We start from the raw sequence: 20,717 nt of genomic DNA, 5'->3' as shown, positions 1-20,717 counted from the left end.
ACGTTTGTGCAATCGATCGACACGGGAGAGGCGAATGACGACCGCAATGGTGATCGGCGCGAATGGCGGGATCGGCGCGGCATTGGTCGCGGCGCTCGCGGCATCCGGGCGCTATGATCATGTCATTGCCGCCGCGCGACGCGAACCGGTGACGCTGCCCGCCGGGGTCACCTACGCCCCGATCGACATCGCCGATCCGGCGTCGATCGAAGCAGCCGCCACTGCCATCGACGCGCCCCTGACCCGCGTCATCGTCGCCACCGGCATCCTGCACGACGAAGGCGGCGGGCCGGAGCGTTCGTTACGGGATCTCGACGCCGACCGTCTGGCGCATCTGTTCGCCATCAACACCATCGGCCCGGCGCTGGTCCTGAAGCATTTCGCCCCGCTGCTGGCCCGCGACACGCCTGCCGCCATCGCCTGTATCTCGGCGCGGGTCGGCAGCATTTCCGACAATCGTCTCGGCGGCTGGTACGGCTATCGCGCATCGAAGGCGGCGCTGAACCAGATCGTCCGGACCGCCGCGATCGAACTGGCGCGAAGCCGGCCGCAGGCGGTGTGCGTCGCGCTGCACCCCGGCACCGTCGACACAGGCTTGAGCAAACCGTTCCAGCGCGGCGTACCGGCGGGAAAGCTGTTCACCCCCGAGCATAGCGCGGAGCGGTTGCTCGCTGTCCTAGACGCCCTCACCCCCGTGCAGAACGGCCGCATCTTCGCATGGGACGGGGCAGAGATCGCGCCGTGACGTAATCGAACCGTCGTGAAGATCATCAACTTGCGCGCGACCCGGGGGGGGGCTGCTTCCTCCTTGGCCTGCGGCAAAAGCGGTCCCCCGGATCAGGTCGGGGACAATTGTCCGTTCCGACGTCCTCCGAATGCGCCGGGTACGAGGCGGCACTTTTGCAGCAGTCTCGCCGGTGCGAGGGCATGCTCAAGCGCGAACCTTCCACACGGCCATCGTCTGCCGGAAAGGAAGTGGTCGGCCGAGAGGCCGACTCTATATCGATCCGCCCGATTCCGCCGCATGATCGGCAGCCGTTTCGCCGCCTGCCGCGTTCGGTCGGGCATGGTCAATCCGTTGCGTCCCGAACCCCGCCCCTCGCGCCGCATGCCATGGAGCATCGTCGGCATCGCGACCGCCGGGGGCGTGCTGTTGCTGCTGTTCTTCCTTGGCACGCGGGTGATGCAGGGCGACGTTTTCGCGCTCGACCGGCGGCTGTTGCTGGCGTTGCGCGGCAGCGACGGAGTTCCGCTCGGTTCGATGCGTTTTGCGTCGATGGTGCGCGATGTGACCGCACTGGGCAGTACGACGGTGCTGACGATCGTCGTCGCGTTCGTCGCGGTGTTGCTCGGCAGCATGGGGCGATGGCGGACCGGGGCGCTGGTTGCGGTCGCCTGTGCGAGCGGAAGCTGGGCGAATGTGCTGGTCAAGCATGCGGTCGCGCGAGCGCGGCCCGATCTGGTCCCGCATCTGATGGCGGAGACATCGAACAGCTTCCCGAGCGGCCACGCAGCCAATTCGGCGATCGTGTATCTGACGCTGGCGACGCTGGCATGGCCGCTGCTGCGGCGCCCAGCGGCGCGGGTCTTTGCGATGACGGCGGCGGTGCTGCTGGTGATCGCGATCGGGGCGAGCCGAATCTATCTGGGGGTGCATTGGCCGAGCGATGTGCTCGCCGGGTGGCTGTTCGGCGCGCTGTGGGCGATCGGGTGGTGGCGGATCGAATTGCGCATGCTTGGCGGGCGGTAACGACGGAAACCTTTGCCAGCCGGTCCGCGCAGGCGTAGCGTTAGCGCAAACAATCCCGCGGAATGCGAGTGTTACAGGAGGTAGGGATGAAGGTGAGGTTCGCTTTGGTTGCCACGATGATGGCGTTCGCAGCCGGTTCGGCGCCGGCGCAGGTGCCGAGCGGCGGTGCGCCGTCGACCGATGCCCGACTGGGCAACGACACGTCGCGTAGCGCGGGCAGCGAGCGCGACCAGCAATTCGCGCTCGACAATCTGCGCGACGAGGCGGGGACGACGACCAACGCCCGGCCGACGCGACGCAACACCAACCGCATCGTACCGGCGGTCGCCGCGGACCTGCTGGTCGGGGCGAACGTCTACGACTCGACCGGCGCGGCACTCGGCACGATCGAGGCGGTGAAGCCCGATGGCGTGCAACTGCTGTCTGGCAGTTCGCGGGCGATGATCCCGTCGGAGGTGTTCGCGGTCAAGGGCAACCGGCTGATGCTGAACGTGACCAAGGCCGATTTCGACAAGCAGACCGGCGCGGCCAAGTAAGGCCACGCCCCGCCGGACGGGCAACGGCCATCGCAGCGGCGCCGCACCGGGGGCATTCCCCCCCCCCGGTGCGGACGTTCGTCCTATAGCGCGACGACTTCGGTCGCGGACACCTTGGCGAAGAAGTCGGTGCCCGTTGTCGAATTGACCCGGCTGTAGACATAATAGGTCACGCCGCCGTCGACGAAGCTGCCGTCGAATTCGAGGGCGCGGACCGCCTTCCCGGCGCTGTCGCTGATCGTCACCTGACCGCCGCCGACCAGGTCCAGCACCCGGTTGCGGCCGAAGTCGATGACGCCGTCCTCGTTGCTGTCGAAGATGCGGGCCGTTGTGACCAGCACGTCGTCCGCGCCGAAGTCGGTGATGCGGTCGCGGCCGGTCGCTTCGGTGGCGTTGTGGAACACGAAGACGTCAGCACCCTCACCGCCGGTCAGCACGTCGTTGCCGGTGCCCCCGTCGAGCCAGTCGTCGCCTGAACCACCCAGCAACTGGTCGTTGCCTGCCCCGCCCGACAGCGCATCGGCACCACCCAGCCCGCCAAGTACGTCATTGCCCCCTTGTCCCGACAGGAAATCGAGCCCGTCAGTGCCGTCGATGCTGTCAGCGCCGTCCGTCGTAGCGGCGAGCAGGGCGAGGGTCACGGACGTGCCCTCGCCGCCGGATGCGATCACGACGGTCGCGTTCGGTACCGGATCCTCGAGCTTGATGGTCGTGTCGACCAGGCCGTCACCATCGGTATCGAACCGCAGGTCGAGCGATCCGACGGTCAGTTTTGCGCCGCTCGATTCGAAGAAGCTGCCGGTAATCAGCAACTGGTCATTCTCGTCAAAACCATTGAAGCTGGTCTGGTCGAAGTCCGACGCGGTTCCGGTGAAGATCGTGTTGTTCTCGCTGGCATCGTACTGCTTGCCGTTTTCGACCGCGATCTGCTGGAAAGTGCCGCCGGTATCGGACCCCGAACCGGTGATGTCGAAGATGAACAGTCCGGAATCGAGGATCGTATCGCCGGTATCTGCAACGCCGATGTAAATGGTGTTGACGCCCATCGTTACCGGCACGAGGATCGTCTGCGCATTGACCAGTCCGTCATACTGGATGGCCAATTGGCCGTTCTGGTTGTTGATGAAGTTTCCGAGGTTGATATTCTCGTTGATGACGGCGAGCGGGGTGGCGACGTTGCCGTCGATCAATGCATAGTTTTTGGCCTCTGCCCCGGTTCCCGTCCAGATCGCGCCGATATCGACAAAGCTACTGCTCGAATACTCCGGATATTCTTCCGATCCGAACGCGACCTTGAACGACAGCGAGTTGATCGACGGGTCGGTCACCGTGAAGGTCAGGGTCAGGACGGTAGCGTCCCGCGTTATGCCCGACCCCGAAAAGGCGGCCGACGCGAAGGCGCTCAGATCGGCATTTCCCGGCAGCCCGTTGGATTGCGAGAAGCCGGTGGCGGTGTTGCTCCGGGCCGGCGTACCCAACCCCGACGTGATCAACACGCCGCGCGAGAAGTTGATTCCGTCGGAAAGCGTAAGCGAGTCGAACACGCCGACGGCGTTCAACGTGCCGGTCAGCGCAATGTCCGACAGCGCGAAGCCGTCCGTCATACCCGGTTTGAGGTAATTCTCGATTTCGGAAACACTGCTCGGCGTCGTAATGACATTATCGACCATGATTATTTACCCCGACAGAGCATTGGCGTGCAGGTCGCAAATAACAAGGTTGATTTTAAGTGTAAATACAGGACGTGTATATCTTTTTTTTACTTTTTACTACGTTTGAGGTATGGAAATTTCCTATTATTTTCGAGCCGTGTTGGAAGTGGGAAGTGCTTCGTCTACCGGCATTTAGCTGAATTACTGGAGTAGTCAGGTAATGGCGGTGAGGGTCGCAAGTGACGACGCGCACGAAACGAAGCCGATGGCAATCGTCGCGACCTTCGCTTTGGACCGGCAAAGCGGAATCGATTAGTCGAGCGACGCGCTTCGTCTCCGCAACCGGCCCGCAGCATGTGATCGCCGAGGGGTGCGGATAAGCCCGCTCTATCCGCCCAGTTGCGCGAGCATCGCCTTGGCGGCTGCCGTCTCGGCCTCTTGCTTCGACGTGCCGGTCGCCTCGATCGCGGCGAGCTTGCCGATGGTCACGCGGACGGTGAAGCGTGGCGCGTGGCCGGGGCCGCTCTTGTCGACGATCGCATATTCGGGCGGGCGGCGGTTATGCGCGGCGGCCCATTCCTGCAGCGCCGATTTGGGGTGGCGGGGGACGCGAAGCTGCGCGTCGATCCGCGACCCCCAGAGGCGGCGGACCAGCGCGCGGGCGGCGTCATGGCCATGGTCGAGGTAGAAGGCGCCGATCAGCGCCTCCATCACGTCGCCTAGCACATTGTCGCTGTCGCCGGCTCCATCGTCGCGCGCCTGCTTGCCGAGCCTCAGATGCGGAACGACGCCGATCGACCGCGCGATTTCGGCACAAACCGCGCCGGTGACCAGTGCGTTGAACCGCTTCGACAGCGCGCCCTCGCTCTCCGCCGGAAAGCGCTCGTAGAGCCATTCGGCAACCGCGAGGCCAAGCACCCGGTCGCCGAGAAATTCCAGCCGTTCATAGGTCGCCTTCGCGGTGCTGCCATGGGTCAGCGCACGTGCGTAATCGTCGATGCGGGTCGGGGCGCGGCCCAGCGCCTGTTCGACCCAGCCGGGCAGGGCGTCGCTCAGAAGCCTTCCCCGATGCGGTTCCACCGCGCCGCCGATACCCAGGTCCATGGCAGCAGCCATTGTGCCGATCCGTCGGTCGAGAAGAAGTTCACGACCGCCTTGCCCTCGATATTCTGCAGCGGGACGATGCCAATGCCACCGCCTTCGCGCGCCGGGAAGCGGCTATCGGCGCTGTCGTCGCGATTGTCACCCATCAGGAACGCGTGGCCGGTGGGCACGGTGAACACCCCGGTATCGTCGGCTTCAGTCGTGCCGAGGTCGAGGACGTTGTAGCTCTTTCCACCCGGCAGCGTCTCACGATATTGCGGATAGGCGCAGACCGGCTTCTCGGCGACGATCCGCTGGAATTCATAGGCGCAGTCGGTGTTGGGCGACACCGGCACGACGAAATCGGGCATGCGCTGCTTCGGGATCGCCTTGCCGTTCAGGAACAGCTGGCCGCCGCGCATCTGCATCGTGTCGCCCGGAATGCCGATCACGCGCTTGATATAGTCCTGCTTGGCGGTCGGCGGCGCCTTGAACACCACCACGTCGCCGCGTGCCGGGGTGCGCGGCAGGATGCGGCCGGGGATCAGCGGCAGGTTCCACGGCAGCGAGTAGCGCGAATAGCCGTAGTTCCACTTCGTGATGAACAGATAGTCGCCGATCAGCAGCCGCGGCTGCATCGACCCCGACGGGATGGAGAAGGGCGAGAACAGGAACGAGCGGATGATGAACACCACGATCGCCAGCTTCAGCAGGAAGACCAGCAGGTCCGCCCCCTCCGAACGCTTCGGCTTGGGGGCGGCGGGAGTCGTGGGGGTCGGGTCGAGAGCCATGGTTCCGCCATGCGTGGGGCGGGGCGGGGCGTCAAGCGACTTGGGGACGTTAGAAGGGAGTGGACCTCCCCCCGTCATCCGCCCTAGGGCATCGGGCAAGGCAACCGACGGCAGATGAGGGACGATATGGCGATGCAGGACTGGTCCGCGATCGAAGGGCTGAAGCAAACCAGACTGACCGACCTGTTCGGGCAGGACCCCGACCGGCTGGGCAAGCTGACACTCGACGTCGGCGGCATCCATTTCGACTTTGCCAAGACGCATCTCGACGATGCCGCACTGCAGGCGTTCACCGGCCTCGCCACGACGATGGAGCTGGCCGCCAAGCGCGACGCCCTGTTCAGCGGGCAGGTCGTCAATGTCACCGAAGGCCGCGCCGCGACGCATACCGCGGAGCGCGGCGAAGGTAGTCCCGACGACGTCGCGCGGGCGCGTGGTTTCCAGGCGAGGATGCGGCAACTGATCGATGCGATCGAGGCCGATGCGTTCGGGCCGGTCCGCCACATCCTGCATGTCGGCATCGGCGGGTCGGCGCTCGGTCCCGACCTGATCTTCGACGCGCTCGGTCGCGACGAGGACAAATATGACGTGGCGATCGTGTCGAACGTCGACGGCGTGGCGATGGAGGAGGCACTCAAGGGCTTCGACCCCGCCGCGACACTGCTGGTCGTCGCGTCCAAGACCTTCACCACCACCGAGACGATGCTGAACGCCGCATCGGCGCTGGCGTGGATGAGCGAGGGCGGGGTCGAGGACCCCTATGGCCGGGTGATCGCGCTGACCGCCGCGCCCGACAAGGCGGTCGAATGGGGGGTCGACGAAACCCGCGTGCTGCCCTTTGCCGAGAGTGTCGGCGGACGCTATTCGCTGTGGTCGACACTGGGGTTCCCGTTCGCGCTGGCACTGGGGTTCCAGGCCTATGAGGAATTGCTGGAAGGCGCGGCCGAGATGGACCGGCATTTCCGCCTTGCCGACCTCACCAAGAACGCGCCGGTGCTCGCCGCCTTTGCCGACCTCTATTATTCGCAGGTCATGGGCCTCGAGACGCGGGCGACCTTTGCCTATGACGAGCGGCTGCGGTTGTTGCCTTCCTATCTGCAACAGCTTGAAATGGAATCGAACGGCAAGTCGGTGACGGCGGCCGGCGAGCCGCTGGGGCGCAATTCGGCGGCGATCACCTGGGGTGGCGTCGGCACCGATGCGCAGCATGCGGTGTTCCAGCTGCTGCATCAGGGGACGCGGATCGTCCCCCTCGAATTCGTCGCGGTGATCGAGGCGGGCGATACGCTCGACCCCGCACACCACCGGCAGCTATTGCTCAACGCCTTCGCACAGGGCGCGGCGCTGATGGCGGGCAAGAAGAATGACGATCCGGCGCGTGCCTATGCCGGCGACCGGCCGTCGTCGACGATCCTGCTGAAGGACCTCGACGCCCGCAGTCTCGGCGCGCTGATCGCCTTCTACGAGGCGCGGACGTTCGTGAACGCGGCGCTGCTCGGCATCAATCCGTTCGACCAGTTCGGGGTCGAGCTGGGCAAGGAAATGGCGAAGGCAGCCGATCGCGGTGGTCAGACGTTCGATGCGTCGACCAACGACCTTTTGGCACGGGCAGGACTTGCATGAGCGAATACGACTACGACCTTTTCGTCATCGGCGCGGGATCGGGCGGCACCCGCGCCGCCCGTGTGTCGGCGGCGCATGGCGCGAAAGTGGCGGTGGCGGAGGAATACCGCGTCGGCGGTACCTGCGTCATCCGCGGCTGCGTGCCGAAGAAGCTTCTGGTGTACGGCGCGCATTTCGCCGAGGATCTGCGCGATGCGAACGCGTTCGGCTGGGACGTGCCGCCGCAATGCGACTTTTCGTGGCCCCGGCTGCGCGACAATGTGCTGAGCGAAGTCGACCGGATCAACGGCGCCTATACCAGCACGCTGGAAAATCACGGCGTCGAGATCCTTCACGAACGCGCGACGGTGACCGGACCGCATTCGGTAAAGCTGGCGAGCGGACGCGAGGTGACTGCCGAGCGTATCCTGATCGCGGTCGGTGCCAAGCCGGCGGTGCCGTCCTGTCCGGGGCACGAACATGGCATCACTTCGAACGAGGCGTTTCACCTAGAGGCGATCCCCAAGCGCATCCTGATCGCCGGTGCGGGCTATATCGCCAACGAGTTCGCGGGCGTGTTCCACCAGTTCGGCGCGCACGTCATCCTCATCAACCGCACCGACGTGATCCTGCGCGGCTATGACGAATCGATCCGCGACCGGTTGCTACAGATCTCGATGACGAAGGGGATCGAATTCCGCTTCCACGCCGAGTTCGAGGGGATCGAGAAGGGCGCGGATGGCTGCCTGACGGTCAAGATGTCGAACCATGAGCCGGTGACGGTCGACATGGTGATGTTCGCGACCGGCCGCGTGCCCAATACCGAAGGGCTGGGGCTGGAGTCGGCGGGCGTGGAGCTGGACGACAAGGGCGCGGTCAAGGTGAACGATCAGGCGCAATCGACCTGTCCGTCGATCTATGCGGTCGGCGACGTCACGAACCGGGTGCAGTTGACCCCGGTCGCGATCCGCGAGGGGCAGGCGTTCGCCGACCGGACCTATGGCGGCAAGGACGTGACGGTCGATTACGACTGCATCCCGAGCGCGGTGTTCAGCCATCCGCCGATGGCCGGCGTCGGCATGACCGAGGGCGAGGCCAAGTCGAAGCTGGGATCGGTGAAGGTCTATCTGTCCGATTTCCGCCCGATGAAGAACGTGCTGGCCGGGCGCAACGAACGCGCGCTGTACAAGATGATCTGCGACGATGTGACCGGGCGGATCGTCGGCCTGCACATGATCGGGCCCGATGCGCCGGAGATTTTGCAGGCGGCGGCGATCGCGGTGAAGGCCGGGCTGACCAAGGAGCAGTTCGACCAGACGGTGGCGCTGCACCCGACCATGGCCGAAGAACTGGTGCTGATGAAGTAGGGCAGTGGTGGGGCGTTCCGGCTCGCTGTCGCGAGCGGAACGCCAAATCCTCTCCGCGGAGCGGGGAGGATTTTTAGCCCTCCGCCAATATCACGTCCGCTTCCGTCACCCGTTCCCCGCCGACCCGCTCGCCGATCACCGTCGTGACGGCGACGTTCATCGTCACATTGCCGAGCGTCCTGACGATATCGGGCAGCGTCTCGACCGCGACCAGCAGGGCGAGCGGCTCGACCGGCACGCCCATCGCCACCGCGATCGGCGCGATCGAAGATACGAAGCTGATCTGCCCGGGCAGGCTCGCCGCGCCCATCGTCGTGATCGCGCCCGCCGCGATCCCCGCCGCGATCTGCCCGGCGCCCAGCGGCACGCCGAACACATGCGCGACATACAGTGCGACGCCCAGATTCATCGCTGGCCCGGTCGCGCGGAACAGCGCCACCGCCATCGGCAGCACCACGCCCGAGGTCGCGACCGGCACGCCGAGGTCGCCCGACCCCTTCAGCATCGCCGGCAGCGAGGCAAGCGAACTCTGCGTCGAGATCGCGACTGCCTGTGCCGGCGCCGTCCCTTTCAGGAAGCGCGCGATCGACACGCGCCCGCCGAACCGCGCGAGCGGATAGGCGAGCAGCCAGATGGTCAGGCCGACCGTCATCAGCACCAACACATAATGGACCAGCGCCCCGAACGCAGCGGTCCCGGCGCGCGCGCCGACGACATAGCCGAGTGCGAACACGCCGATCGGCCCCAGCCACAACACCCAGTTGATGACGATCAGCATCGTGTCGGCGATCGCCTGAAACAGCCGCACCAATATGTGGCGATTGTCCTGCGGCAGGCGCGTCATCGCGAAGCCGAACACCAAAGTGAACAGGATCAGCGGCAAAAACTGGTCGTTGGCCGCCGCCGATACCGGATTGGTCGGCACGATCGCGACGAGGAAATCGGTGAAGGGCGGGACTTTAGCGGCCGGGGCGGCGGTGCCGAACGTCAAGCGCAGTGCCTGTGCCGCGGTGTCGCCCAGCGGAAAGAGATCGAGCAGCGACAACGTGACCAGCGCGCCGAGTGCCGAGGACGTCCACAGGATGACGATGAACAGCAACAGCGAACGTGTCGCGATCCTCCCGGCCCGGGCCGCCTCCGCCGTCTGCGCGATGCCGGTGATCAGCAGCGCCACCACCAGCGGTACGATCGTCATGCGCAGCGCGTTCAGCCATGCGGTGCCGATCGGTTCGGCGATGGCGATGCCCGACAATGCGGTGTCGGGTGATTGCGCGGCCAGCCCGATGCCCAGCGCCAGCCCTGCACCCAATCCCGCCAATATTCGTGTCGCTTGCGACATGCTCGCCCTTTTTACAAAGTGGCGGTAATAGCCGCGCCACGCAAAGGCTCAACCTGAAGGCGTATGGCACGATGGCAAGGAAATATTTCGGTACCGATGGTATACGCGGGCTGACCAACAGCAAGCCGATGACCGCCGAGATGGCGATGCGGATCGGCATGGCGGCGGGCGCGCATTTCCGGCGCGGCGATCATCGCCACCGCGTGGTGATCGGCAAGGACACCCGGCTGTCGGGTTACATGCTCGAAAATGCGATGGTCGCGGGGTTCACCTCGGTCGGGATGGACGTGGTATTGGTCGGGCCGATGCCGACGCCGGCAGTGGCGATGCTGACGCATTCGATGCGCGCCGATATGGGCGTGATGATCTCCGCCAGCCATAATCCGTTCCACGACAATGGCATCAAGCTGTTCGGGCCGGACGGGTACAAGCTGTCCGATGCCGACGAACTGGCGATCGAGGCGTTGATCGACAGCGACGAGATCGAGCTGTCGGCACCGGGCGATATCGGCCGCGCCAAGCGGATCGAGGACGCGCGCGGCCGCTATATCCACTTCGCCAAGGCGACCTTCCCCGAAAATCTGCGGCTCGACGGGATGAAGCTGGTGCTCGATTGCGCCAATGGTGCCGCCTATAACGTCGCGCCGGCCGCCCTGTGGGAATTGGGGGCGGAGGTGATCGCGATCGGCGTGACCCCCGATGGCAAGAATATCAACGACCGCGTCGGATCGACCGCGCCGCAACTCCTTTCGGAAACGGTGGTGGCATCGGGCGCGCAGATCGGCATTGCGCTGGACGGGGATGCCGACCGTCTTATCGTTGTCGATGAAGCGGGGCGGGTGATCGATGGCGATCAGTTGATGGCGACCATCGCGGCGAGCTGGGCGCGGGCCGGCCGGTTGAAGGGCGGCGGGCTGGTCGCGACGGTCATGTCGAACCTCGGCCTCGAACGCCATCTGTCGGCGCAGGGGCTGGGGCTGGTGCGCACTGCGGTCGGCGATCGGCACGTCCTCGAAAAGATGCGCTCGTCGGGCTATAATGTCGGCGGCGAGCAGTCGGGGCATATCATCCTGTCCGACTATGCGACGACCGGCGACGGGCTGGTCGCGGCGTTGCAGGTGCTGGCCGAAGTGCAGCGCGCGGGCGCGCCGGCGAGCGAGGTGCTTCACCGCTTCGACCCGTTGCCGCAGTTGCTGAAGAATGTCCGCTTCGCCGGCGGCAAGCCGCTCGACGATCCGCGGGTCAAGGACGTGGTGGCGGGCGTCGAGGCGGAACTTGCGGGACGCGGGCGGCTGGTTCTCCGCGCATCGGGGACCGAGCCGGTGATCCGGGTGATGGCCGAGGGCGACGACCGGGGCCAGGTCGAGCAGGTCGTCGACCGCATCTGCGACGCGGTGCGGCAGGCGGCGGCCTGATGCTGGAAATGAAGCCCAAGTGCGAACGCTGCGATGCATCGCTGCCGGCGGCGGCGCATGGCGCGTTCATCTGTTCGCACGAATGCACCTTTTGCGCGGATTGCGCGGATGAACTCGACGAGGTTTGCCCGAATTGTCGGGGCGAGCTGGTCGATCGACCGACTCGCCGCAAGTAAATCCTCTCCGGTACGGGGAGGGGGACCAGCGAAGCTGGTGGAGGGGGATATCCGCATACGGAGCCGTTGCTTTGCGGGGCGATCCCCCTCCACCATCCGCTGCGCGGACGATCCCCCTCCCCGGAGGCGGGGAGGAGCTTGATCGTAGCGCCTGGGGTGCTAACGCCACCCACATGACCACACCCCGCATCCTGATCGTCGCCGGTTCCGACTCCGGCGGGGGCGCCGGTATCCAGGCGGATATCAAGACCGCGACGATGCTCGGCTGTCACGCCATGACCGCGATCACCGCGATCACCGCGCAGAACACGCTGGGCGTCGATGCCGTCCACCCGGTCCCGACCGACATGGTCATGGCGCAGATCGACGCGGTGGTCCGCGACATCGGCGTCGACGCGGTCAAGATCGGCATGATCGGATCGGCCCGCACCGCGCATGCCCTAGCCGACCGGTTGGGCGAGTTGCGCGGCATTCCGGTCGTGTTCGACCCCGTCATGATCGCGACCAGCGGCGCAAGGCTGGCCGACGAGGCGACGGTCGCCGCGTTCGAACGGCTGATGGCGGTGGCGACGGTCGCCACGCCCAACCTGCCTGAGCTGGCGGCACTGGGCGGGGCCGATGCGGTGCTGGATCATGGCTGCGCGCTGCTCGAAAAGGGCGGGCATGGCGAGGGTGAGGTGGTGATCGACCGCCTGCACCAACGCAAACCCGGCGCCGCGCCGCTGGTCGAATGGTCGGCGCCCCGCGTCGACGGCATGGCGACGCACGGCACCGGCTGCACTTTGTCGACCGCCATCGCCTGCGAACTGGCGAAGGAATGGACGCTGGCCGAGGCGATCGGCCGCGCGCGCAGCTTCGTGCGGATCGCGATGCAGGGCGCCGACGAACTGGGGCGCGGCGCCGGGCCGATGGCGCAGCAGGGCGTGCGGCTCGACCTCAACCAGTCGCGCTGGTCGCCGATGCTCAATCAGGTGACGGTGCCCGCCAACGACGTGCCGGCCAGCGAGCATTTCTATCGCTTGCTCGGCCTGAAACCGATCGTCCGCTCCAGCCGCCGCTATGCCCGGTTCGAGACCGAGGGCGGGGCGACCTTCTCGATCGAGATGACCGAGGAACGCAAGGTGCCGGCGGTCTATTTCGAAGTCGGCGACCTCGACGTGATCGTGCCCTATCTGAAGGGGCAGGGCGTTTCCTTCGCACAGGAACCGATCGACCGCCCCTGGGGCTGGCGCGAGGCGCGGTTGTTCGATCCGGCGGGTAACGAGGTCTGCCTGTATCAGGCGGGCGAGATGCGGCGCTATCCGCCGTGGCGTATCGCCGATGCCTGACTGGAGCCACGAGGCGCGCCATGTCGGGCCGGTGGCGGGGGTGGACGAAGCCGGACGCGGGCCGCTCGCCGGGCCGGTCGTCGCGGCGGCGGTAGTGCTGGACCGCGATTGCATCCCGGATGGCCTCAACGATTCGAAGCAGTTGAGTGCGAAGCGTCGCGCCGAACTGCACGCGCGACTGCTCGATTGCGCGACGGTCGGCGTCGGTATCGCGAGCGTCGAGGAAATCGACCGGTTGAACATCCTGTGGGCGACGATGCTGGCGATGGAACGCGCGGTCGATGCGCTGGGCATGGCGTGCGGCATGGTGCTGGTCGACGGCAATCGCTGCCCCCACTGGGGCCATCCCAGCATCGCAGTGATCGGCGGCGACGCGATCAGCCTGTCGATCGCCGCAGCGTCGATCGTCGCCAAGCAGACGCGCGACGCGATGATGGTCGAAGCCGATGCGCTGCATCCCGGCTATGGCTGGGCGTCGAACAAGGGCTATGGCGCGAAGGTGCATCTGGATGCGCTGCGGACGCTCGGGCCGACCCCGCTGCATCGGCGGAGTTTCGCACCGGTCGCGCAGGTGTGCATGCCTCTCTAAATCCTCCCCGGCACGGGGAGGGGGACCAGCGAAGCTGGTGGAGGGGGCTGTCGGCGCAACGCAACGGCTCCGTATGCCGCGATCCCCCTCCACCACCGCTTCGCGGCGGTCCCCCTCCCCGTGCCGGGGAGGATTTGCGACGAACCGATGGCTACCAGATGTTGAGTCCGGGTGCGTTCGACAGACTCAATATCTGCCCTCGGCGACTCGATTCGTCGCCGGAACGAATCCACCAAACCACGAGAGTCAAGCATTTCCGCTTGACCGCGACTCGCCGATTCCCCGAAATGGAGCCGATTCAAGGGGGACTGGCGACGATGGTAGCGACGAAAATCCGGGCAAAGGCGCCCAAGACGGTGACGCTGCCGCTAGACCGAATCCTGATGGACGATTGCATCGACGCGATGCGCTCGCTGCCGGCCAAGTCGATCGACTGCATCTTCGCCGATCCGCCCTACAACCTGCAACTGGGCGGCGACCTGCTGCGGCCCGATGGCAGTCAGGTCGATGCGGTCGACGACGATTGGGACAAGTTCGACAGCTTCGCCGCGTACGACAAGTTCACGCGCGACTGGCTGGCCGAGGCGCGCCGCATCCTGAAGCCTAATGGCACGATCTGGGTCATCGGCAGCTATCATAATATCTACCGCGTCGGGTCGATCGTGCAGGATCAGGGCTTCTGGATCCTGAACGACATCGTGTGGCGCAAGTCGAACCCGATGCCCAATTTCAAGGGCACGCGCTTTACCAATGCGCATGAGACGATGATCTGGGCATCGATGGGCGAGAAGGCGCGCTACACTTTCAACTATCGCCAGATGAAGACGCTGAACGACGAACTGCAGATGCGGTCGGACTGGGAATTCCCGATCTGCGGCGGGCCGGAGCGGCTGCGCAAGGACGGGACGAAGGTCCATCCGACGCAGAAGCCCGAGGCGCTGCTGTATCGCGTGCTGCTGGCATCGACCAATCCGGGCGACGTCGTGCTCGACCCGTTCTTTGGCACCGGTACGACCGGGGCGGTCGCCAAGCGGCTGGGGCGGCACTTCATCGGTATCGAGCGCGACGCGACCTATGTCGAGGCGGCGACGGCGCGGATCGAGGCGGCGCTGCCGCTCGACGAATCGGCGATCCGGGCGATGCGCGCGCCGACCAAGCCGCCGCGCGTGGCGTTCGGCGTGCTGGTCGAAAACGGGATGCTGCCCGCGGGATCGGTGGTGATGGATGCCAAGCGCCGGTTCCGCGCGACGGTGCTGGCCGATGGATCGTTGCTGTCCGACTGCGGGGCGGCGGGGTCGATCCACAAGCTCGGCTCGACGTTGCAGAATGCGCCGTCGTGCAATGGCTGGACCTTCTGGCATAGCGAGGGGCCGAACGGGCTGACCCCGGTCGATGCGCTGCGCCAGCAATGGCTGCTCGCGACCCAGCCCTGATGTATCTGCGGCCGGTCCGCTTCATCGACACGCCGGTCGGGTTGCCCGATGGCAGCGTGGCGCGACTGGCGGGCGGGATGCTGTGGTTCGCGGCCTATGAGGTACGCGAACGCGGTGGCGCGCGCACGATCGTGCCGGTCGACGGCTTCGATGCGTGGGCGGCGGGCCTGCCAGCGGAGAAGGCCGAGCGCGCGCGGCGGTTGCTTCGGCGGATCACGACGCCGCGCGCGCCGCTGACGCTTGGCGAGCGGGTGGTACGCTTCGATCAGCCGTTGGTGATGGGGATACTCAACGTCACGCCCGACAGTTTCTCGGACGGCGGGCGGCATGTCGACGATCCGGCGGGCGCGGCGGCGGTCGGGGTGGCGATGGCGGCGGCGGGCGCGGCGCTGATCGACCTAGGCGGCGAATCGACCAAGCCCGGCGCGGCGACGGTGTGGGAAGGCGACGAGATCGCCCGTGTCGTGCCGGTCGTCGAGGGGTTGGCGGCGGCGGGCGTCGCGATCTCGGTCGATACGCGCAAGGCGGCGGTGATGGAAGCGACGCTGGCGGCGGGCGCGCATCTAATCAACGACGTCGCCGCGCTGGCTTATGATCCGCGCGCGCTGGACGTCGTGGTCGCAAGCGGCTGCCCGGTGGTACTGATGCACTCGCCCGCCCCGAAGCAGGGGCCGCATGGTGGGAACGGCTATCGCGACCCGTTGCTCGACGTGTTCGACTGGCTGGAGGCACGGGTCGAGGCGGTGGTCGCCGCCGGGGTCGATCGCGCGAAGATCGTGGTCGATCCGGGCATCGGCTTCGGCAAGGCGCTGTCGGACAATCTGGCACTGGTGAACGGGCTGGCGCTGTTCCACGGCCTTGGCTGTCCGGTGCTGTTGGGGGCCAGCCGCAAGCGGATCATCGGCGCGCTGTCGGACGAGGCACCGGCCGACCAGCGGCTAGGCGGATCGGTTGCGCTGGCGCTGGCCGGGGTCGAGCGTGGCGCGCAAATCGTGCGGGTGCACGACGTCGCGGAGACGGTGCAGGCGATCCATGTGTGGCGCGGCCTGCGCGATGCTGCCTTGGTCGCGCCATAAGGCGTCCGCTATAGCGGCGCGCATGGTTCGCGTTCTCCTGTTGCTCGCCGCGCTCTCGGCGCTGTTCGCCAATGCCGCGCAGGCCCAGCAAAACGGCTTCGATCTGGCCGGCCCCGACGTGTCGGTCATGGTGAAGCGCGGCGAGGTCGAACTGCCGGTCGCGGCGGTGCCGGCGTTGCGCGGTGGCGACACGCTGACCGCGAAGGCGCTGCTGCCCGACGATCAGGCGGCGCGCTATCTGTTGGTCGTCGCCTTTCTGCGCGGGGCGACCAATCCGCCGCCCAAGGACTGGTTCTTCTCGGTCGAGACGTGGAACAAGAAAAAGAACGTCCTGAGCGTGAAGGTGCCCGAGGGCGCCGAGCAGGTGCTGCTGTTCCTCGCCCCCGAAGCCGGTGGCGGCTTTTCGGCGGTGCGTGGCGCGGTGCGAGGCCGGCCGGGCGTGTTCGTCCGCGCGGCGCAGGATCTGTATCAGGCATCGCTCGACCGGCAGCGGCTCGATGCGTTCGTCGGCGCTATCGGCCGGATCGGCGAGCGTGCGCCCGAGCGTCTCGCCACCGCCGCGCCGGTGCTGGCCGATGCGCTCAGGATCAAGCTCAACGCCGATTGCCTGTTGCGACAGCGCGCGTTGCAGGCGGCATGCCTGACCCAGCAGCGCGACTCGCTGGTGTTGCAGGCGCAGCGCGGCGCGACGCTGACCGAGACGCTGACCGGTGCCCCGGTCGACCTCGCCTACCGGGTGGCGGCGACGCGCGAGGGCGGGGCGGGCTATTACAGCCCCTATATCGGCCTTGCGCGCGATCTGGCGCGGCTGTTCGGGGCGTTTCGTAGCGCGCAATATCAATATCTTCCGGCGCTCGCCTTGGGGCAGGGGCAGGCGATCCACCTGCAGTTGAACAGCGCGCCGTCGTTTCAGAATCCGCGATCGGTGCTGGTCGCGCCGTTGCCGCCGATCGGCGACGCGCCGCCGCCTTTGTGGCGGTCGGCAGCGCCCGGCGCGTTGTGCCTTGCCAAGCCCGACCTCGTACTGCCGATCGACGATGCGTCGCTGCTGTTCGCGACCGATTATGCGCGCGATCTGGTGCTGCGTGTGACCGGCGCCGATGGGAAGGTGGCGACGCTGCCGCTGACCCCCGATGCCGAGCGCGGCGGGCTGGTGCTGGCGACCGGTGCGGCACAGGCGGCGGGTCCGGTGAGCGAAGCGGTGGTGCAGGGACGCTGGGGCTTCGATGCGTTCAGCGGCCCGCGCGTGCCGGCGCAACTCGACGGGCCGGGTGCATGGACGGCGCAGCCCGATGCGACGGTGATCGTCGGGCGCGACCATCCGCTGACCCTGCGCGGCGGGGCGGCGGCGTGCGTCGCCGGGCTGACGCTGCGCGATTCGGCGGGCCTCAGCCGGTCGCTGACCTGGAAGTCGGCCGCGCCGGATGCGCTCGACGTGACGTTGCCGCTTGCCAAGACGCGGCCCGGCGCGCTGGCGCTGACCGTCGTCCGTTTCGGTGCGGTCGCCCCCGATCAGATCGCGCTGACCGGGCGTGCCGAACCGAGCCGGCTCGATCGTTTCGCCATCCATGCCGGCGACCGGGAGGGCGTGCTGGAGGGCGCCCGGCTCGATCAGGTGGCGGGGCTGACGCTGGGCGCGACGCGCTTCGTGGCGGGTACGCTGATGCGCGTCGGGGAGGGGGATCGCCTGACGCTGACCGCCGAACAGCCACTGACCGAAGTGGGAGACAGCGCGACGGTGCAGCTTCGTGACGGGCGGACGGCGACGGTGGCGGCGACGGTCGCCCCGGCCCGGCCGGTCGCGACGTTGCTCGACCGGCGAGTCGCCTATGAAACGCCGGCCGGTGCGCTACCGATCGAACTGCCCGATGGGCTGGTGCCGACCGGGGCGACGCTGACCTTCTCGACGCGGATCGCCGGGGGCCTGGGCAGCGGTGAGGACGGGATCGAGATCGCGAATGGCGACGCGACCAAGCGGCTGACCATCGCGTCGGGCGCGGTGCAGCGGGTCGGCGGCGATATTGCGGTGACGACCATCGCACCGCAATCGGTGTTCGGAACGGCGGCGGCCGGCGCCTTGCGCTTCCGTCCGTGGCGCGGCGGGGCGGCGGGCGCGTGGCAGTCGCTCGCGTCGCTGGTCCGCCTGCCGCTGCTGAGCGGAGTCGCGTGTCGCGAACGCTGTACGGTCAGCGGTCGCGACCTGTTCGTCGTCGCCGCGATCGGCACGACCCCGGACATGAAGGATGCCACGCCGCTGCCCGCCGGATTCGTCGGCGGATTGGTCGACGTGCCTGCGACGCAGGACATGCTGTACGTGCGGCTGCACGACGCACCCGACGCGGTGCTGCGGGTAAAGGTGCCGGCGAAATAGGGGAAGGGCGAATGATTCGCCTTAACTCTCTGGTCGGGGCGACAGGATTCGAACCTGCGACCCCCACACCCCCAGTGTGATGCGCTACCAGGCTGCGCTACGCCCCGATCAGAGAGGGCGTGCCTTTAGGCCGGGTTTCCGGCCCATGCAAGCCCGAAGCGTGCAAGCGGGCAAATGTTGCGTGCGACCCGTGCAGATGATAGCTGCCCGCAATTGACAGGATGCCGTGTTCGCGGCGTCCGCTATCTCGGACATTCAGGCCAGCAATGCTCGTACCTTCCGCTTTTGCCCAGTCCGCTGCCGCGCCCGCGGCATCGGGTGGTTTCCTCGGCACGCTGATCGGCATCGCGCCGCTGCTGCTGATCTTCGTCGCCTTCTACTTCCTGCTGATCCGTCCGCAGTCGAAGCGGATGAAGACGCTGCAGGCGTCGATCGCTGCAGTGAAGCGCGGCGACCAGGTCGTCACCGCCGGCGGCATCATCGGCAAGGTGACCAAGGTCGAGGAGACCTTCGTCGAGGTCGAGATCGCCGCCAACACCCGCGTCCGCGTGGTCAAGGCGACCATCGCCGAGGTCACGCCGCCCGCCGGCGCCAAGCCCGCGAACGACTGATGCTCGACTTTCCGCGCTGGAAACGGATCGCCATCTGGGCATCCGTGATCCTGTTGTCGCTGTTCGCGGTGCCGAGCCTGCTGCCCGAAGCCATGCGGGCGAAGCTGCCGGCGTGGTATGCGTCGCAGACGATCAATCTCGGCCTCGACCTTGCCGGCGGCAGCTACATTCTGCTCGAAGCCAAGACCGAAGACGTCGCCGCGACCCAGATCGAGGCGATGCGCGAACGGATCGCGACCGAGATGCGCCGTAGCCCACGCGTCGCCATCGGCGATATCTCGACGCGGGGCGGACAGATCAGCTTCATGGTCCGCGACGCGACGCAGGTCGATGCCGCGCGCGAGAAGCTGCTGAGCCTGACCGGCGGCGGTGCTGGCATGACCGGCCAGCGCGAATGGGATATCGAAGTGCGCGATACCACGCGCTTCGTCCTGACCCCGACCCAGGCCGGCCTGCGCCTGACCGTCGAAAATGCGATGAAGGACGCGACCGAGGTCGTGCGCCGCCGCATCGACGAACTGGGTACCCGCGAACCGACGATCATCCAGCAGGGCACCAACCGCATCGTCGTGCAGGTGCCGGGGCTTTCCGATCCGAAGGCGCTGAAGGACCTGCTCGGCAAGACCGCGCGGCTCGAATTCAAGCTGGTCGACCTGACCGCCGATCCCGCCGCCGTCGCGCGCGGACAGGCGCCGGCCGGCAGCCAGATCTTGCCTTATCCGGCGCAGGGCGCACCGATCGCGGTCAAGCGTTCGACGATCATCTCGGGCGATCAGCTCGCCGATGCGCGTCAGACCTATGACCAGAATGGTCAGCCCAACGTTACGATCAACTTCAATTCGGAAGGCGGTCGCCGCTTTGCGAAGGTGACGCAGGAAAATACCGGCAAGCCGTTCGCGATCATCGTCGATAATTCGGTCATTTCCGCGCCTAACATCAACGAACCGATCCTTGGCGGCAGCGCGACGATCAGCGGTGGCTTTACCGTAGACAGCGCCAACCAGCTTTCGATCGCGCTGCGCTCGGGCAAGCTGCCGGTCGACCTGACCGTCGTGCAGGAAAGCACCGTCAGCCCCGAACTGGGCGCCGATTCGATCAAGGCGGGCGTCACCGCCGCGATCATCGCCACGGTGGCGGTCATCGCGTTCATGGTCATGACCTATGGCCGCTTCGGCATCTATTCGACGATCGCCGTGGTGCTGAACATCCTGATGATCCTCGCAGTGATGGCGTTCCTGAAAGCGACGCTGACGCTGCCGGGTATCGCCGGCTTCGTGCTGACCATCGGTACCGCGGTCGACGCGAACGTGCTGATCAACGAGCGCATCCGCGAAGAGCGGCGGCGTGGGCGATCGGTGCTCCAGTCGCTCGAACTGGGCTATAAGGAAGCGAGCCGTACGATCTTCGAGGCGAACGTGACCCACGCGATCGCCGGCGGGATCATGCTGATCCTCGGTTCCGGCCCGATCCGCGGCTTCGCGGTCGTGCTGCTGCTCGGCATCGCCAGCTCGGTGTTCACCGCCGTCACCTTCACGCGGATGCTGGTCGCCGGATGGATGCGCCGCAACCGTCCGACCGACATCCATATCTAAGGCCCG

18 protein-coding genes and 1 tRNA gene are annotated in these 20,717 nt (G+C 66.8%); 14 read left to right on the top strand and 5 right to left on the bottom strand.

Annotation, left to right across the window (positions count from 1 at the left end; translation table 11 throughout):
* The first annotated feature begins 34 nt into the window (after positions 1 to 34).
* From AAIO73_RS09215 to AAIO73_RS09205, 3 genes are all read left to right on the top strand, one after another.
* On the top strand, positions 35 to 745 hold the full coding sequence (locus tag AAIO73_RS09215; RefSeq protein WP_345877518.1) for an SDR family NAD(P)-dependent oxidoreductase: 711 nt from the start codon (positions 35 to 37) through the stop codon (positions 743 to 745).
* A 279-nt stretch (positions 746 to 1,024) separates the two neighbouring features.
* Positions 1,025 to 1,750: a phosphatase PAP2 family protein gene (locus AAIO73_RS09210; protein ID WP_345877517.1), complete on the top strand. Its 726-nt coding sequence runs from the start codon at positions 1,025 to 1,027 to the stop codon at positions 1,748 to 1,750.
* An 86-nt stretch (positions 1,751 to 1,836) separates the two neighbouring features.
* The gene (locus AAIO73_RS09205) at positions 1,837 to 2,286 is read left to right on the top strand and encodes a hypothetical protein (protein ID WP_345877516.1); all 450 of its coding nucleotides are present in this window, start codon (positions 1,837 to 1,839) and stop codon (positions 2,284 to 2,286) included.
* An 83-nt stretch (positions 2,287 to 2,369) separates the two neighbouring features.
* Here the strand turns inward: AAIO73_RS09205 and AAIO73_RS09200 are convergent, their stop codons facing one another.
* The 3 genes from AAIO73_RS09200 to lepB form a co-directional block, all read right to left on the bottom strand.
* Positions 2,370 to 3,956 (bottom strand): choice-of-anchor L domain-containing protein, encoded by a 1,587-nt coding sequence (locus AAIO73_RS09200; protein ID WP_345877514.1) that lies wholly within the window; start codon positions 3,954 to 3,956, stop codon positions 2,370 to 2,372.
* Between the two features lie 369 nt (positions 3,957 to 4,325).
* On the bottom strand, positions 4,326 to 5,042 hold the full coding sequence (gene rnc, locus AAIO73_RS09195; RefSeq protein ID WP_345878034.1) for a ribonuclease III: 717 nt from the start codon (positions 5,040 to 5,042) through the stop codon (positions 4,326 to 4,328).
* Positions 4,991 to 5,812, bottom strand: coding sequence for a signal peptidase I (gene lepB, locus AAIO73_RS09190; RefSeq protein ID WP_345877512.1), 822 nt, complete (start codon positions 5,810 to 5,812; stop codon positions 4,991 to 4,993). The genes rnc and lepB overlap by 52 nt, the downstream gene beginning before the upstream one ends.
* Positions 5,813 to 5,926: 114 nt before the next feature.
* Between lepB and pgi the strand changes: the two genes are divergently transcribed.
* Entirely contained in the window at positions 5,927 to 7,435 is a 1,509-nt protein-coding gene (pgi, locus tag AAIO73_RS09185) for a glucose-6-phosphate isomerase (protein WP_345877510.1), read from the top strand.
* The gene (gorA, locus tag AAIO73_RS09180; RefSeq protein ID WP_345877508.1) at positions 7,432 to 8,781 is read left to right on the top strand and encodes a glutathione-disulfide reductase; all 1,350 of its coding nucleotides are present in this window, start codon (positions 7,432 to 7,434) and stop codon (positions 8,779 to 8,781) included. Before pgi ends, gorA begins: the two co-directional genes overlap by 4 nt.
* A gap of 73 nt (positions 8,782 to 8,854) precedes the next feature.
* Here the strand turns inward: gorA and AAIO73_RS09175 are convergent, their stop codons facing one another.
* Positions 8,855 to 10,120 (bottom strand): dicarboxylate/amino acid:cation symporter, encoded by a 1,266-nt coding sequence (locus AAIO73_RS09175; RefSeq protein WP_345877506.1) that lies wholly within the window; start codon positions 10,118 to 10,120, stop codon positions 8,855 to 8,857.
* Between the two features lie 71 nt (positions 10,121 to 10,191).
* On the opposite strand from AAIO73_RS09175, the gene glmM reads away from it, so the two are divergent.
* The 7 genes from glmM to AAIO73_RS09140 all read left to right on the top strand — a co-directional run bounded on the left by glmM (position 10,192) and on the right by AAIO73_RS09140 (position 18,508).
* Positions 10,192 to 11,535, top strand: a complete 1,344-nt coding sequence (glmM, locus tag AAIO73_RS09170; RefSeq protein ID WP_345877504.1) for a phosphoglucosamine mutase — start codon at positions 10,192 to 10,194, stop codon at positions 11,533 to 11,535.
* Positions 11,535 to 11,711 carry a DUF1272 domain-containing protein gene (locus AAIO73_RS09165; RefSeq protein WP_242116783.1) on the top strand — a complete coding sequence of 59 codons (177 nt, stop codon included), beginning with the start codon at positions 11,535 to 11,537 and terminating at the stop codon, positions 11,709 to 11,711. Before glmM ends, AAIO73_RS09165 begins: the two co-directional genes overlap by 1 nt.
* A 173-nt stretch (positions 11,712 to 11,884) precedes the next feature.
* The gene (gene thiD, locus AAIO73_RS09160) at positions 11,885 to 13,039 is read left to right on the top strand and encodes a bifunctional hydroxymethylpyrimidine kinase/phosphomethylpyrimidine kinase (protein WP_345877502.1); all 1,155 of its coding nucleotides are present in this window, start codon (positions 11,885 to 11,887) and stop codon (positions 13,037 to 13,039) included.
* Positions 13,032 to 13,628 carry a ribonuclease HII gene (rnhB, locus tag AAIO73_RS09155; RefSeq protein ID WP_345877500.1) on the top strand — a complete coding sequence of 199 codons (597 nt, stop codon included), beginning with the start codon at positions 13,032 to 13,034 and terminating at the stop codon, positions 13,626 to 13,628. Before thiD ends, rnhB begins: the two co-directional genes overlap by 8 nt.
* Positions 13,629 to 13,945: 317 nt before the next feature.
* Entirely contained in the window at positions 13,946 to 15,061 is a 1,116-nt protein-coding gene (locus AAIO73_RS09150) for a site-specific DNA-methyltransferase (protein WP_345877498.1), read from the top strand.
* Positions 15,061 to 16,137: a dihydropteroate synthase gene (gene folP / locus AAIO73_RS09145; RefSeq protein WP_345877496.1), complete on the top strand. Its 1,077-nt coding sequence runs from the start codon at positions 15,061 to 15,063 to the stop codon at positions 16,135 to 16,137. The genes AAIO73_RS09150 and folP overlap by 1 nt, the downstream gene beginning before the upstream one ends.
* A gap of 22 nt (positions 16,138 to 16,159) precedes the next feature.
* The gene (locus AAIO73_RS09140) at positions 16,160 to 18,508 is read left to right on the top strand and encodes an amino acid adenylation domain-containing protein (protein WP_345877495.1); all 2,349 of its coding nucleotides are present in this window, start codon (positions 16,160 to 16,162) and stop codon (positions 18,506 to 18,508) included.
* Positions 18,509 to 18,538: 30 nt separating this feature from the next.
* On the opposite strand, the gene AAIO73_RS09135 is transcribed toward AAIO73_RS09140, so the two are convergent.
* Positions 18,539 to 18,615, bottom strand: a tRNA-Pro gene (locus AAIO73_RS09135).
* A 159-nt stretch (positions 18,616 to 18,774) separates the two neighbouring features.
* Here AAIO73_RS09135 and yajC point away from each other — a divergent pair.
* Both yajC and secD read left to right on the top strand, forming a co-directional pair.
* Positions 18,775 to 19,119: a preprotein translocase subunit YajC gene (yajC, locus tag AAIO73_RS09130; protein WP_056456166.1), complete on the top strand. Its 345-nt coding sequence runs from the start codon at positions 18,775 to 18,777 to the stop codon at positions 19,117 to 19,119.
* Positions 19,119 to 20,711, top strand: coding sequence for a protein translocase subunit SecD (gene secD / locus AAIO73_RS09125; RefSeq protein ID WP_345877494.1), 1,593 nt, complete (start codon positions 19,119 to 19,121; stop codon positions 20,709 to 20,711). Before yajC ends, secD begins: the two co-directional genes overlap by 1 nt.
* Positions 20,712 to 20,717 lie beyond the last annotated feature (6 nt).

The organism is Sphingomonas epibiotica (genome assembly GCF_039615155.1).
Lineage (GTDB): Bacteria > Pseudomonadota > Alphaproteobacteria > Sphingomonadales > Sphingomonadaceae > Sphingomonas.
This window is presented reverse-complemented; position numbering and strand designations above follow the sequence as displayed.

Coding starts and splice junctions, on each gene's coding strand:
- AAIO73_RS09215 (WP_345877518.1), top strand. CDS start 35: ATGACGACCGCAATGGTGATCGGCGCGAATGGCGGGATCGGCGCGGCA.
- AAIO73_RS09210 (WP_345877517.1), top strand. CDS start 1,025: ATGATCGGCAGCCGTTTCGCCGCCTGCCGCGTTCGGTCGGGCATGGTC.
- AAIO73_RS09205 (WP_345877516.1), top strand. CDS start 1,837: ATGAAGGTGAGGTTCGCTTTGGTTGCCACGATGATGGCGTTCGCAGCC.
- AAIO73_RS09200 (WP_345877514.1), bottom strand. CDS start 3,956: ATGGTCGATAATGTCATTACGACGCCGAGCAGTGTTTCCGAAATCGAG.
- rnc (WP_345878034.1), bottom strand. CDS start 5,042: ATGGACCTGGGTATCGGCGGCGCGGTGGAACCGCATCGGGGAAGGCTT.
- lepB (WP_345877512.1), bottom strand. CDS start 5,812: ATGGCTCTCGACCCGACCCCCACGACTCCCGCCGCCCCCAAGCCGAAG.
- pgi (WP_345877510.1), top strand. CDS start 5,927: ATGAGGGACGATATGGCGATGCAGGACTGGTCCGCGATCGAAGGGCTG.
- gorA (WP_345877508.1), top strand. CDS start 7,432: ATGAGCGAATACGACTACGACCTTTTCGTCATCGGCGCGGGATCGGGC.
- AAIO73_RS09175 (WP_345877506.1), bottom strand. CDS start 10,120: ATGTCGCAAGCGACACGAATATTGGCGGGATTGGGTGCAGGGCTGGCG.
- glmM (WP_345877504.1), top strand. CDS start 10,192: ATGGCAAGGAAATATTTCGGTACCGATGGTATACGCGGGCTGACCAAC.
- AAIO73_RS09165 (WP_242116783.1), top strand. CDS start 11,535: ATGCTGGAAATGAAGCCCAAGTGCGAACGCTGCGATGCATCGCTGCCG.
- thiD (WP_345877502.1), top strand. CDS start 11,885: ATGACCACACCCCGCATCCTGATCGTCGCCGGTTCCGACTCCGGCGGG.
- rnhB (WP_345877500.1), top strand. CDS start 13,032: ATGCCTGACTGGAGCCACGAGGCGCGCCATGTCGGGCCGGTGGCGGGG.
- AAIO73_RS09150 (WP_345877498.1), top strand. CDS start 13,946: ATGGTAGCGACGAAAATCCGGGCAAAGGCGCCCAAGACGGTGACGCTG.
- folP (WP_345877496.1), top strand. CDS start 15,061: ATGTATCTGCGGCCGGTCCGCTTCATCGACACGCCGGTCGGGTTGCCC.
- AAIO73_RS09140 (WP_345877495.1), top strand. CDS start 16,160: ATGGTTCGCGTTCTCCTGTTGCTCGCCGCGCTCTCGGCGCTGTTCGCC.
- yajC (WP_056456166.1), top strand. CDS start 18,775: ATGCTCGTACCTTCCGCTTTTGCCCAGTCCGCTGCCGCGCCCGCGGCA.
- secD (WP_345877494.1), top strand. CDS start 19,119: ATGCTCGACTTTCCGCGCTGGAAACGGATCGCCATCTGGGCATCCGTG.